14 protein-coding genes and 1 pseudogene are annotated in these 11,729 nt (G+C 59.4%); 7 read left to right on the top strand and 8 right to left on the bottom strand.

Going from position 1 to position 11,729, the window contains the following annotated elements; genetic code table 11:
* The coding region (locus OQK_RS03645) for a helicase-related protein (RefSeq protein WP_038860508.1) at window positions 1–784 on the top strand (784 nt) is incomplete at its 5' end.
* A 50-nt stretch (window positions 785–834) separates the two neighbouring features.
* On the opposite strand, the gene OQK_RS03640 is transcribed toward OQK_RS03645, so the two are convergent.
* The gene (locus OQK_RS03640; protein WP_016771162.1) at window positions 835–1,110 is read right to left on the bottom strand and encodes a hypothetical protein; all 276 of its coding nucleotides are present in this window, start codon (window positions 1,108–1,110) and stop codon (window positions 835–837) included.
* A gap of 88 nt (window positions 1,111–1,198) precedes the next feature.
* The gene (locus tag OQK_RS03635; RefSeq protein ID WP_016771161.1) at window positions 1,199–1,933 is read right to left on the bottom strand and encodes a DUF899 domain-containing protein; all 735 of its coding nucleotides are present in this window, start codon (window positions 1,931–1,933) and stop codon (window positions 1,199–1,201) included.
* 172 nt (window positions 1,934–2,105) lie between these two features.
* Here OQK_RS03635 and OQK_RS03630 point away from each other — a divergent pair, with 172 nt between their 5' ends.
* Complete coding sequence (locus tag OQK_RS03630; protein ID WP_016771160.1) at window positions 2,106–2,498, top strand: hypothetical protein; 393 nt, start codon at window positions 2,106–2,108, stop codon at window positions 2,496–2,498.
* A 123-nt stretch (window positions 2,499–2,621) separates the two neighbouring features.
* Here OQK_RS03630 and OQK_RS03625 read toward each other — a convergent pair whose 3' ends face one another.
* From OQK_RS03625 to OQK_RS03615, 3 genes are all read right to left on the bottom strand, one after another.
* Window positions 2,622–3,491 (bottom strand): DUF6279 family lipoprotein, encoded by an 870-nt coding sequence (locus tag OQK_RS03625; RefSeq protein WP_016771159.1) that lies wholly within the window; start codon window positions 3,489–3,491, stop codon window positions 2,622–2,624.
* A gap of 77 nt (window positions 3,492–3,568) precedes the next feature.
* Complete coding sequence (locus tag OQK_RS03620) at window positions 3,569–4,285, bottom strand: TorF family putative porin (RefSeq protein ID WP_016771158.1); 717 nt, start codon at window positions 4,283–4,285, stop codon at window positions 3,569–3,571.
* Window positions 4,286–4,489: 204 nt separating this feature from the next.
* Window positions 4,490–4,678, bottom strand: a complete 189-nt coding sequence (locus OQK_RS03615; protein ID WP_016985943.1) for a hypothetical protein — start codon at window positions 4,676–4,678, stop codon at window positions 4,490–4,492.
* Window positions 4,679–5,017: 339 nt separating this feature from the next.
* Between OQK_RS03615 and OQK_RS03610 the strand changes: the two genes are divergently transcribed.
* The 3 genes from OQK_RS03610 (at window position 5,018) to OQK_RS03600 (ending at window position 7,474) form a co-directional block, all read left to right on the top strand.
* The gene (locus tag OQK_RS03610) at window positions 5,018–5,854 is read left to right on the top strand and encodes a CvfB family protein (RefSeq protein WP_016771157.1); all 837 of its coding nucleotides are present in this window, start codon (window positions 5,018–5,020) and stop codon (window positions 5,852–5,854) included.
* Window positions 5,855–5,898: 44 nt separating this feature from the next.
* Window positions 5,899–6,291 (top strand): DUF2177 family protein, encoded by a 393-nt coding sequence (locus OQK_RS03605; RefSeq protein ID WP_016771156.1) that lies wholly within the window; start codon window positions 5,899–5,901, stop codon window positions 6,289–6,291.
* Between the two features lie 253 nt (window positions 6,292–6,544).
* Window positions 6,545–7,474 (top strand): DMT family transporter, encoded by a 930-nt coding sequence (locus tag OQK_RS03600; RefSeq protein ID WP_016771155.1) that lies wholly within the window; start codon window positions 6,545–6,547, stop codon window positions 7,472–7,474.
* Here OQK_RS03600 and OQK_RS03595 read toward each other — a convergent pair.
* Window positions 7,422–8,603, bottom strand: coding sequence for an MFS transporter (locus tag OQK_RS03595; RefSeq protein WP_016771154.1), 1,182 nt, complete (start codon window positions 8,601–8,603; stop codon window positions 7,422–7,424). The genes OQK_RS03600 and OQK_RS03595 overlap by 53 nt on opposite strands.
* A gap of 103 nt (window positions 8,604–8,706) precedes the next feature.
* Here OQK_RS03595 and ptrR point away from each other — a divergent pair, with 103 nt between their 5' ends.
* Both ptrR and OQK_RS31835 read left to right on the top strand, forming a co-directional pair.
* Complete coding sequence (gene ptrR / locus OQK_RS03590) at window positions 8,707–9,600, top strand: putrescine utilization regulator PtrR (protein WP_016771153.1); 894 nt, start codon at window positions 8,707–8,709, stop codon at window positions 9,598–9,600.
* Between the two features lie 142 nt (window positions 9,601–9,742).
* Window positions 9,743–9,871 (top strand): PA1414 family protein, encoded by a 129-nt coding sequence (locus tag OQK_RS31835; RefSeq protein WP_003184145.1) that lies wholly within the window; start codon window positions 9,743–9,745, stop codon window positions 9,869–9,871.
* Window positions 9,872–10,032: 161 nt separating this feature from the next.
* On the opposite strand, the gene OQK_RS03585 is transcribed toward OQK_RS31835, so the two are convergent.
* The gene (locus OQK_RS03585; RefSeq protein WP_016771151.1) at window positions 10,033–11,412 is read right to left on the bottom strand and encodes a sodium:solute symporter; all 1,380 of its coding nucleotides are present in this window, start codon (window positions 11,410–11,412) and stop codon (window positions 10,033–10,035) included.
* A 72-nt stretch (window positions 11,413–11,484) separates the two neighbouring features.
* A pseudogene (locus tag OQK_RS03580) lies at window positions 11,485–11,729 on the bottom strand (cytosine permease); the annotation flags it as partial.

Raw genomic sequence — 11,729 nt, 5'->3', positions numbered from 1 at the left:
CGGCGGTTCCGGTCTGCGCGAAATGATCGCCAAGGTTCTGAACAATCCGGAGCACTTGCAGCTCAACGCGGTCAGCCAGCTCAACTCGACGACTCGTCAGCAAATCATCACCGCCGACCACAATCAGCACAAAGAGCAGATTGTGAACTGGCTGCTGGCCAACGAGACCTACCAGAAGGCCATCGTCTTCACCAACACCCGCGCCATGGCCGACCGTATCTACGGCCGCCTCGTGGCTCAGGAATACAAAGCGTTCGTGCTGCACGGCGAGAAAGACCAGAAGGATCGCAAACTGGCGATCGATCGTCTGAAGCAGGGCGGTGTGAAGATCCTCGTCGCCACTGACGTTGCCGCCCGTGGTCTGGACGTCGACGGTCTGGATCTGGTGATCAACTTCGACATGCCACGCAGCGGCGACGAATACGTACACCGCATCGGTCGTACCGGCCGCGCCGGCAACGACGGTCTGGCGATCTCGCTGATCTGCCACGGCGACTGGAACCTGATGTCGAGCATCGAGCGCTACCTGAAGCAGAGCTTCGAGCGCCGCACCATCAAGGAAGTCAAAGGCACCTACGGCGGCCCTAAAAAGGTCAAGGCTTCGGGTAAAGCGGTTGGTGTGAAGAAGAAAAAGACCGACGCCAAGGGCGACAAGAAAAAAACCGCCGCCAAGACACCAACCAAGCGCAAGAGCGTCAACCGTCCGAAGCCGGATTCTCTGGTGAGCAGCGACGGCATGGCCCCGCTCAAGCGTCGCAAGCCAGCTGAACCTGCGGCTGAGTAAGCTTTAGACCGCGCATAAAAAAACCGGACATTGTCCGGTTTTTTTTCGCCTCAACTGTCGGCCTTTTTCTCCGCCGAACCCAGTTCCTTCAAACGCTGATCGATCAACTGGCACTTGTCCGGCAGATCCGCACTGGCCGTGCCCAGATCCATTTTCTGCAACTCGGCGTTGATCTCCTTGGCTTTTGCCGGATTCTGCTCGGTGAGCTTGGAGACTTCCTTGGCCAGTTGTTCGCGTTTGATTGTCGCCTCTTCAGGCGTACAAGCCCAGACGGGCAGGGCGTAGGCGAGAGTGGCGGCGAGGGACAGCTTGATCAGGGTTTTCATGGGCAGGCCTCAGTTCCGGTTAAGGCAGGTAAGCGGTTGAGGCCTGAAGCCTGGCAAAAGTTCAGAAACTGTGGGGGCAGGGTTGCGCTCAATCGGCATGGCAGCAGCCTGACTTTGGCGCACCGTCATAGCGATCATGATGCCGAACCCATTCCATGATCTCGTCTTCATTCCTGCCCTTGGGCGTCAGATCCAGATAGTGGTAAGCGCCAACCAGCATGTCCAGACCGCGCGCGTATGTGGAATAGGTGTGGAAAATCTCGCCTTCGTCATTGCGATAAAACACGCTCAGCCCCGGCATTTCTTCCTCGGCGCTGTCGGTTTTTTCGTAGTTGTAGGTAGCCTTGCCCTTGGCGACGTCTTCAGCCCGGGCGCAGACGCCGAAGTCGTAATTGAAATCGCAACCTTCTGACGAAACCCAGTCGAACTTCCAGCCCATCCGCTTTTTGAAGTCCTGAAACTCCTTGAACGGCGCATGGGAAACTGCAACCACCGCGACGTCGTGATGGGCCAGGTGCTGGTTGGCGCCGTCGATGTGGTCGCTGAGGAACGAGCAGCCCTGGCAGCCTTGCTCCCAGCCTTTGGCGAACATGAAATGGTAGATGATCAACTGGCTGTTGTTGCCAAACAGGTCGTTGAGCTTGAGCTCGCCGTTCGGGCCTTGAAAATGATAGTCCTTGTCGACTTTCACCCACGGCAGGGCGCGGCGCTCGGCGCTGAGGCGATCGCGTTCCCGGGTGAAGGCTTTTTCATGGGCCAGATGCTGCTGACGGGCGGCGAGCCATTCTTCGCGTGATACCACCGGATGGTTTGCAACGTTCATGACGATGTCTCCTGCGGGTTGAACCGGCTGTTTCAGACTAGTCGTTCATCGTGCGGGTTAATCGACAGCCGCCGGTCGGTCGGGTCCGGAAATACTGCTGAACGGCTGCGCATCGCTTCGGTCACAACCTTGAAAGCGGCACAAAATCACCCGCACCGGAGGTTGGATCAGGATGACGACTTATAACTGGGATTTGATTGAACGTTTGCTGCATGAAGTGCAGAACAGCGCCGGCCACAGCTTCGCTCCCCGGGCTTATGCCGAAGACCATGCGGCCGAGAAAGCCAGCGCCGGCGAGCCGATCGACAATCTCGATCACTTGAAAACCCTGGCCTGTGATTATGAACAGCTCTTGCTGGAGCGCGGATTCATCGAGCCGCGGCCGGATCACGAGGGCAGTACTGGCAACAACTTCATTCTGACCCCGCGCGGCTCCAGCCTGTTGAGCCTGATCGACAGCAGCATCCCCGGCAACGACCACCCGCGTCAGGTGCTGGATGAGCAGGACGATGCGCTGGATGAGCTGACGTTTGATGAAGTCGCCTCAAAGGCTCAAATCGCCTGAGCCAGTGAAATCCGCCCTGTGGGAGCGAGCCTGCTCGCGAAAACGGTCTGTCAGTGACATTTGAACTGTCTGACACTCCGCCTTCGCGAGCAGGCTCGCTCCCACAATGGGCCATTGGTTTATTCAAGGTTTCTGCGCGGCCTTCAGGCACTTGAGGTCATTGAAGTCTTTGCGCACTCCCTCGATTTTCTTCAACAACCGCTCACGCTGTTGCGGCGTGCTCTCGGCCATCAAGTCGACAAACAGCGAGCGCGCCTGGGCTTCGGTGTTGGCGTAGGCCTTGCGGTAGTCCGCTGTCCACAAGCGCTCGCGATTGACCAGAAGTGTCTCGATGCGTTGTGGGAATTCCGCGCTTTGGCGTTGCGCAACGGCGGCGCTGAACTGTTGCTGCCAGTGCGCGCGGTTGGCGATCCATTGGGTGTTCTGGTCGCCCAAGGCGTTGGTCCAGGCCACGACGCGTTGTTTCTGCGTGTCACTGAGCGGGCCTAGCCAATCGTTCAGGCGTTTTTCCATGCGCTCGCCGCGTTCCTTGATCTGCTGGGCCAGCGGCGGTTTCACGTATTCCTGCTGACGTTTGCGCAAATCCTTGGCAAACGCGTCGTTCATTTCTGCCACCTGTTTATCGTCCAGGCCTTGCAGCAGCTCGATGGCCGAAGGGGTGATTTCCCGGGCGGTATCGGCGATGGCCTGCTTGGCTTCGGCAGTGCGCTCCTGCAGCGCGGCGTCGCTGACCTGATTGCTCTCGACCATGGCCTGCAGACGGTCCAGCCAGTCGAGGTAACCCGGTAACTGCGTGGTGCAGTGCCAGCTCAGATGTTCCTTGAGGCGTTCATTGAACCAGTCTTTCTGTTCGCCGTTCATGTCCACGTAGTCGCTCAGCGACCACGGGATGATTACGTCGAGGTTGCGGTAGGCCAGGCCCACGCGGCTGCAAGCGCCGAGGGCGAGGGTGAAGATCAGCAGGGCGGCAATCTGTTTGAACCAGCGAGACATGGGCAAATCCTTGCGAGAGCCTGGCGTCGGAAATCTGATTCTTATGTGATGCAGGATGCGCGCGGCAGTTCAGCCGATCAATAGAACGTGCGTACAGCCTTAAGGGTGACGAGGCCGTCGCACTCGCTGTTGTGCCCGGAATAGGCCGAGCAATCACTGCCGCTGAGGCTGGAGTCGCTGTAGATCAGATCAAGATCAACGCCCATGAACGGCCGCGACAGTTTCACCGACCAATCAGTGAAACTGCTGATATAGCCACCGTCCACCGCCGCCGGTGTATTCAACTGGTGCGTGGTGTATTTCATGCTCACGCCGATGCCGAACGGCTGATTGCCAGTGAGGTCGGCAAACAAGGTGTTGTTCTGTTTATCCGGGTCGTTGCTCAGGGCAATGCCGAAGCGACTGCCGAGCAGAGTCAGGCCACCAAACAGCTCCTGGCTGTCGAGGGTGTCCACGCGGGGATAGCTGTAATGGATCATCCCGACTTCATAGCCGAGCACCTGATCGAACGGCTGCTTGAAGCCGACGTAGGAATCGATCTCGAGGTTCTTGCCCGGGCTGATGCCCATGCTCGGCGCGTACTGGCCGAAATACACGCCGCTGTCGTGGCTCAGATCAAGGCCACCGTGGAACGAGCCGACCGCCGCCGGTTTGACCAGACCCTGGGCCATGCTGCGGCTGGGCGTAGTGCCGAGCTTGAGATCGAAGTCGCCCAGTTCACCCTGAAAAACCTGCGCGTGCGCGGTCGCGCCTGACAGCAGGCTGACGAACAATAAACAGGGAAATGGGCGCATGCGTCACTCCATGAACTGCGAGCGCAGGGCGAAGGCCTGCTGAAACGCTTGATCTAGACGCGTGCAAGGATACCGGCGAATGCCCGGCATTGATGGCCGTTCGTCGATTTTCGGGAATTTTTGTTTTAAAACGAAGGGGGATTGCGCGGTGCCAGTCCAGGCGCTTCGAAGCTCAAAGCGCCTCTGGACGGGGTGAAACCGGTGTTACTTCTTGCCCAGGCTGATCTGCTTGGACGGGCCGAATGTCTGGCCACTGACGCCTTTGGCAATTTGCTGGATCTCGCCGCCGGACTTGAGGAATGCTGCGATCTGATCGTTGATCGATTCGCTGGTTTCAACGGCTGGAGCTGGCTTTGCTTTGCTGGTGGATGCTTTTACACGCATGGCGGCCATTAACCTTTAGAAAAGTAACTCGGCCAGGCATCGTACAGGAATAACTTGACAATAGCTTGGTAAATATCCCCCGGATTAACCAACCTTAACGCTGCATTATTACCGGCCGCTCACTCGTAATAAGCAGCTAACCTGCTGTTTTAAATAAGAACATTTAATTGAAGTGAGGCCAATCAGCGCAGCAGTGATGCGTCGGACCGGACTGACGAGCGGCACCCCGTAGGGCAGTGATCAAGCAAAATCAACAGGTTGACGCAGATTTTCCGCTGCGAGGATCTGTCGCCCGACGTTGGCGGCAAAAACGGGTAGAATGCCGCCCACGTATTGAGGGTTTCGGAAATGGCTTTAGTCGGGCGTTACAACAGTTTGCAAGTGGTTAAACACACTAACTTCGGTTTATATCTGGACGGCGGTGCCGATGGCGAAATTCTTTTGCCCAACCGTTATATCCCCAAAGATATTCCCAGCGAAGATGAAGACTGGCTCAACGTATTCATCTATCTGGACAGCGAAGACAAACTTCTCGCCACCACGGAAAAACCGAAAGTTCAGGTCGGCGAATTTGCCAGTCTGAAAGTGGTTGAAGTCAACAGCATCGGCGTGTTCCTCGACTGGGGCCTGCCGAAAGATCTGCTGCTGCCGTACTCGGAAGAAAAGCGCCAGATGACTGCCGGCGAATACTGCGTGGTGCACGTCTACCTCGACAAACACACGCGCCGCATCACCGCCACCGCGCGCCTCGATCGTTACCTGGACAAGACCCCGGCCACCTACAGCCCGGGCCAGGAAGTTGATCTGCTGGTAGCCGAAGCCACCGACATGGGCTTCAAGGCGATCATCAACAACAAGCACTGGGGCCTGATTCACAAGAACGAGATCTTCAAGTTCATGCGTTCGGGCATGCGCGAGAAAGGCTTCATCAAGGAAGTGCGCGCCGACGGCAAGATCAGCCTGAGCCTGCAACCGGTTGGTCAGGAAGCGGCGAGCAGTCTGAGTTCGAAGATCCTCGGCAAGTTGCGCGAAAACGACGGCACCCTGGCGGTCAGTGACAAGAGTGATCCGGCGTTGATCAGCAGCCTGTTCGGTGTCAGCAAGGGCAACTTCAAGAAAGCCATCGGCTCGCTGTACAAGGAAGGCAAGATCGTCATTCACGCCGATCGCATTGAACTAACCTGAGCCTTGAGTGGCCCATGTTGCAGGCCACACAAGAGGTTGGATCGATGAAAAAGGCGCTGATCGCTTACGTCGCAACGCTGCTGACGTTTCTGCTGCTCGATGGCATCTGGCTCGGGCTGCTGATGGCGCCGACCTATCGCGAACTGCTCGGTTCGCTGATGCTGGAAAAACCGCTGCTGTTGCCCGCAGCGGTTTTTTATTGCCTGTACGTTATTGGCTGCGTGGTGTTTGTCGTGTTGCCGGCGCTGAGCTGGCAGAGGGCGGCGAAGCTGGGTGCGCTGTTGGGGCTGGTGGCCTACGGCACTTATGACCTGACCAATTGGGCGACCTTGCGCGACTGGTCGGTGCAGGTGAGTTTGATGGACTGGGCGTGGGGGACAGTGGCGACGGCGGTTGCCTGCACGGTGGGTTATTTGATGGCGAAGCGATTTGCCTGAGCTGATCCGGCAGTTGTGTTGGCAATGCTGGCCTCTTCGCGAGCAGGCTCGCTCCCACATGTTCACCGAACCCTCTGTGGGAGCGGGCTTGCTCGCGAATGACGGCGCAGCCGTCAACCATTCAGCGCTGACGCCACTGACCAACTTAATGTCTTTTCCAGACGGCTTTTTTCGCGCGACTGATTGATAATCCCCGACACTGTTTTCTGACCATTGGATGGCCTGCCATGTTGTGTGTGTTCGAGGTGTTGCGGTGAGTGCCGAGCGGCGCAATGCCGACGGTTTTGCCCTGCAAGTGATGATCGGCCTGTGCCTGATCTGGGGTGTGCAGCAAGTCCTGATCAAGTGGGCGGCAACGGACATCGCGCCGGTGATGCAAGCGGCGGGGCGCTCGGGGATTTCTGCGTTGCTGGTCGGTTTGCTGATCTGCTGGAAGGGCGGTTGGGATCAGGTCGGCAGCACCTGGCGCGGCGGCTTGCTGGCCGGTGCGCTGTTTGGTCTGGAATTTCTGTTCATTGCCGAAGGTCTGCAACTGACCACCGCCGCGCATATGTCGGTGTTCTTGTATACCGCGCCGATCTTCACCGCACTCGGCGTGCATTTCCTGCTGGCCAGCGAGCGGTTGCGCCCGTTGCAATGGCTGGGGATTCTGCTGGCGTTCATCGGCATCGCGATTGCCTTCGCCGGTGGTGTGTCGTGGGACAACCTTGATCGGCGCATGCTGCTGGGCGATGCCTTCGGCGTATTGGCCGGCGCCTGTTGGGGCGCGACCACCGTGGTGGTGCGCGCCTCGCGACTGTCGGAAGCGCCGGTGACATTGACCCTGTTTTATCAGCTGATGGTCGGTTTCATCGGTCTGCTGTTGATCGCGTTGTTCAGCGGCCAGATCACCCACGTCAGCCTGACTACCGTGGCGGTGGCCAGTGTGCTGTTCCAAGGGCTGGTGGTGTCGTTCTTCAGCTACTTGGTGTGGTTCTGGCTGCTGCGCCGTTATCTGGCGGCCAACCTTGCGGTGTTCTCGTTCATGACGCCGTTGTTCGGCGTGACCTTCGGCGTGCTGCTGCTCGGCGAACAGTTGAGCCTGAACTTCGTCATCGGCGCCGTGCTGGTGCTGCTCGGCATCACTTTCGTCAGCGCCGAACAGTGGCTGCGTCGGCGTTTGCGCAAGGCGCTGGGCCAGTAGCCCTGGCCTGCATCGCCAGCGCGCCGGCCAGCAGCAGGCCGGCACCGGCGATCAGCAGCGCCGGCTGCAAGCCGCCGCTGAAATGGCTGCTCAGCGCCGCCAGCAGCGGGCCGCTCAGTTGGCCGACAGCGAAGCACGCCGTGAGCATCCCGGCGTTGCGCTGAGTGTCGTGGGGCGCCAGCTCTCGCGAACGCTGCATGACCAGTTGCATGCAGGCCAGAAACGGCGTGCCGCAGAGGATCACCCCCAACGCCAGGCCGACGCCGCTGCCCAGCAGACAGGCGAACACTCCGGCCGCTTGCAGCCACAACGTCGCCATCAGCCAGTGCCGCGTGGTTTCGGGATCATGTCGGCGCAGACTCACCAACCACACACCGATTGCCGCGCCGAGGCCAAAGCACGGCCAGAACAGATCCGCCTGCCACTGGCCGTGAAACTGCGCGTTGGCCATCTGCGACAGGAACGTTGCCGGAATGATGTAGCCGATGCCGTACAGCGCATACACCAGCGCCAGCCGGGCAATGCCGCGATTCGCTGGGTTCACATGGGTTGTCGCTGGCCTCGCTACCCCCGTGGGCTGCGGTAACAACCGCCAGACGCCGAGCATCATCAGCAACGCGGCGGCCGCGTAAATCAGCCACAGCGTCGCCGATGTCTGCTGCAAGCGGTGTGAGACCAGCGCCAGCAAGCCTGTGAGAAAAATCCCCAGACCCGGCCCGGCAAAAACCAGAGCACCCCAGCGCGGGCGACCCGCTGCCGCCGCCAGCGGCTGACTGAGTGAAGTAATCATCACCAGCACCCAGGCACTCGCCACCCCGGTACCAAAGCGCAACAGCAAGTGCGACCAGAAACCGTTGGCCCAGAACGACGCCAGTGTCAGCAGCACGCACAGCCATAGCCCGCCATGCAGGCGACGCTGCACCTGCTGCGGCCGCTGGGCGAACATCGCATCCACGGCACCGAGCAGATAGCCGAAGTAGTTGGCCGCCGCGATCAGCCCGGCGGCGGTGAGATCGATCTGCCCTTCGCTGAGCAGGTGCGGCATCTGAGGTGTCAGGGCGAAACGGCCAATGCCCATGGCCATCATCAGGGCAACGAAACAGGCGGATAAACGTATCAGCGGCGACATGGTCGGGCTTCCTTCAAAGCAGCAATGACCGTCAGGCTAGGATCGATTGACTTTCTTTAAAATTGAATAATAGTGAGTAACTTGTTCTGTTAAGGAGAAAGCAGTGGAGTTCAGCCAACTGCGGATATTCCAAGCGGTCGCCGAGGAAGGCTCGATCACCCGCGCCGCCGAGCGTTTGCATCGTGTGCCGTCGAATCTGTCGACGCGGCTGAGACAGCTTGAGGAGCAACTGGGCGTTGAGCTGTTCGTCCGCGAACGGCAGCGCTTGCAGCTGTCGCCGGCGGGCAAGGTTTTGCTCGACTACACCGGCAAACTCTTCGCTCTGCGCGATCAGGCCAGTGCGGCGGTGATGGGCGGGCAACCGGCCGGGGATTTCGTGCTGGGCACCATGTACAGCACGGCGGCGATCCATCTGCCGGCGCTGCTGGCGCGGTATCACAAGCAATACCCGATGGTGAATTTGCAGGTGCAATCGGCGCCGACCGGCGAACTGCTTGAAGGGTTGCTCACCGGTCGCCTCGACGCGGCATTGGTCGACGGACCGCTGGAACTGGCCGGGCTCGATGGCGTGCCGTTGTGCGAGGAGCGGCTGGTGCTGATTACTGAAATCGACCATCCACCGGTGCACAACGCGCGGGATGTCGAGGGGCGCTCGGTATTCACCTTCCGTCAGGGCTGTTCATATCGCATGCGTCTGGAAGCGTGGTTCTCTCACTATCACGCGGCGATGGGCCGGCCGATGGAGATCGAGTCGTATCAGGGCATGCTCGCCTGTGTGATTGCCGGCAGCGGTGTGGCGTTGATGGCCGAGTCGATGCTCGCCAGCCTGCCGGGTCGCGAAAGCGTCGCCGTGCATCCGTTGGCCGAGCCGTTCGCGGGTGCGACAACGTGGCTCATGTGGCGCAAGGGTATGGCCGGGGCCAACCTGAATGCCTGGATCGACGTGCAGCAAGCGGTCTATCCCGTGGCTTTGCATGAAGCCCGTGAAACAGCCTGAACCAAACACACCGGATTCTGTTCAATTCAGTAACAGATCATTGCGGATTTGGCCGAGCATTACGTAGGACTTCGGACTATTATCAGTGCGAAGCGGCCTCAGAATTCCGGCCGCTCAGCACCACCCTGAAGGGGGCATGACGATGAAAGAGAAAATCCAGAACTGGCTGCACGATTTGGGAGTTGCCCTCGGTTTGATCGAACCGCCTCTGCAACCGGTACCGATTCGCACGGACGACGAACAGCGCCGACGCCAGCCACGTCGCCGTTAATCCCTGCGATCAGAGATTTCAGGATCGCAGCCGTCGGCAGTTTCTACAAAGTGTAGGAGCTGCCGAAGGCTGCGATCTTTTGTTTTTTATCAGGCAAAAAAAACGAGTGTGGCTACCGACGCCACACCCGCTGAAGAAAACATCAAGTCGTTACAGTCGATTCATACCGCCGTTGCCACGGTTGCCGGGCGCGGCGAGAACAGGCTGACCAGTACAAAGCTCACCAGGCTGACACCCAGGCTGTAATAGATCGGCGAGTTCGCGTCCATGCCGTCCTTGACCATGAACACCAGCGCCGTGATAAAGCCCAGCGTCATGGCGCTGATCGCCCCGGCGGTAGTCGCACGCTTCCAGAAAATCGCGCCCATCAGCGGAATCAGCATGCCACCGACCAAGAGGTTGTAAGCCAGGGTCAGCGCGCTGATCACGTCATTGACGACCAGAGCAATGCCCAGCACCGCGATCCCCGTCAGCAGCGTAAACAGACGGCTGACCGCGACGTTGGACTGTTTGCCGCCGCGCAGTTTCGGCAGCAGGTCTTCAGTCAGGGTGGTGGACGCGGCGAGCAGGCCGGCGCTGGCGGTGGACATCATCGCCGCCAGTGCGGCAGCGATCACCAGGCCACGGATGCCGTCAGGCAGCGAGACTTTGACGATGGCGGCAAAGGCGTTGTTGACGTTGTCCAGATCCGGAATCAGTACATGCGCAGCCATGCCGATCAAGGCGCAGACCAGACCGTAAATGATGCAGTAGATCCCGGCCGAGGTGCCGGCGTACTTGGCGACTTTTTCGCTTTTTGCCGTGAACACCCGCTGCCAGATGTCCTGGCCGATCAGGATGCCGAAGAAGTAGATCATGAAGTAGGTAATGATCGTGTCCCAGCCGATGCTGGTGAAGTTGAAACTGGCCGCCGGCAGTTGCGCGACCAATTGATCCCAGCCGCCTACGCGGTAAAGGCAGATCGGCAACAACACGAACATCAGACCCACTGTCTGGATGCCGAACTGGACGATGTCCGTCAGGGTCAGCGACCACATGCCGCCGATCGTTGAATAAATCACCACGATGCCGCCGCCCAGCAGTACGGAAATCCAGAAGGGCAGACCGAACAACACTTGCAGCACGGTGCCGATCGCCAGAATCGAGGTCACGCCGATCATCAGCGCGTAAGCGAGCATGATCGTCGCACTGGCGGTGCGCGCCATCGGGTTGTAGCGCTTCTCCAGGACCTGGGTGACGGTGAATACCTTGAGTTTAAGCAAGGGCTTGGCGAGGAACAGGTTCAGCGCGACGATGCCGCAGCCCAGTGCCGCGCACAGCCAGAACCCGGAGATGCCATGCACGTAGCCCAGACGGACCGTGCCGACGGTGGACGCGCCGCCGAGGACGGTTGCTGCCATGGTGCCCATGTACAGCGACGGTCCCAGATTACGCCCGGCAACCAGATAGTCTTCGTGGGTCTTGGCCTTGCGCATGCCGTAGTAGCCGAGAACCAGCATCGCAGCGGCATAAATGAGTACGACGAATAAATCCAAAGCCATGATGGCGTGTCTCCGATTGTCTTTTTTATGGTCAAGCAAATGGGGCTGCAAGGCTCCCACAGGGGATTCGTGTCAGGCGGCCTGACGCAGTTGAGGTTTTATGGCGGCTTCACTGCGCACATCCGTTGGCCCAAACACTTCCCGAGGTTCGGGGAACAGGCGCAGCAGCGTCAGATACACCACCGACGCCAGGCCCAATGTCACCGGCAAACTGATGTCGATGCCACCGGCCAGTTCGCCCAGCGGGCCGACGAACTGCCCCGGCAGGTTGACGAAGCACAGGCCGACCAGCGCACTCGGAATCCACGCCCCCAGAC

Origin of the sequence: Pseudomonas sp. R62 (assembly GCF_000257605.1) — a bacterium.
GTDB classification, from domain to species: Bacteria; Pseudomonadota; Gammaproteobacteria; order Pseudomonadales; family Pseudomonadaceae; genus Aquipseudomonas; species Aquipseudomonas atacamensis.
The sequence above is the reverse complement of the archived record's forward strand: the minus strand, read 5'-3'. Positions and strand labels throughout refer to the sequence as shown.

Excerpts from the sequence above, each read along its gene's own strand:
- OQK_RS03605 (WP_016771156.1), top strand. The coding sequence starts at position 5,899 with ATGAAAAAGGCGCTGATCGCTTACGTCGCAACGCTGCTGACGTTTCTG.
- OQK_RS31835 (WP_003184145.1), top strand. The coding sequence starts at position 9,743 with ATGAAAGAGAAAATCCAGAACTGGCTGCACGATTTGGGAGTTGCCCTC.
- OQK_RS03615 (WP_016985943.1), bottom strand. The coding sequence starts at position 4,678 with ATGGCCGCCATGCGTGTAAAAGCATCCACCAGCAAAGCAAAGCCAGCT.
- OQK_RS03610 (WP_016771157.1), top strand. The coding sequence starts at position 5,018 with ATGGCTTTAGTCGGGCGTTACAACAGTTTGCAAGTGGTTAAACACACT.
- OQK_RS03640 (WP_016771162.1), bottom strand. The coding sequence starts at position 1,110 with ATGAAAACCCTGATCAAGCTGTCCCTCGCCGCCACTCTCGCCTACGCC.
- OQK_RS03625 (WP_016771159.1), bottom strand. The coding sequence starts at position 3,491 with ATGTCTCGCTGGTTCAAACAGATTGCCGCCCTGCTGATCTTCACCCTC.
- OQK_RS03630 (WP_016771160.1), top strand. The coding sequence starts at position 2,106 with ATGACGACTTATAACTGGGATTTGATTGAACGTTTGCTGCATGAAGTG.
- OQK_RS03585 (WP_016771151.1), bottom strand. The coding sequence starts at position 11,412 with ATGGCTTTGGATTTATTCGTCGTACTCATTTATGCCGCTGCGATGCTG.
- OQK_RS03620 (WP_016771158.1), bottom strand. The coding sequence starts at position 4,285 with ATGCGCCCATTTCCCTGTTTATTGTTCGTCAGCCTGCTGTCAGGCGCG.
- OQK_RS03635 (WP_016771161.1), bottom strand. The coding sequence starts at position 1,933 with ATGAACGTTGCAAACCATCCGGTGGTATCACGCGAAGAATGGCTCGCC.
- OQK_RS03595 (WP_016771154.1), bottom strand. The coding sequence starts at position 8,603 with ATGTCGCCGCTGATACGTTTATCCGCCTGTTTCGTTGCCCTGATGATG.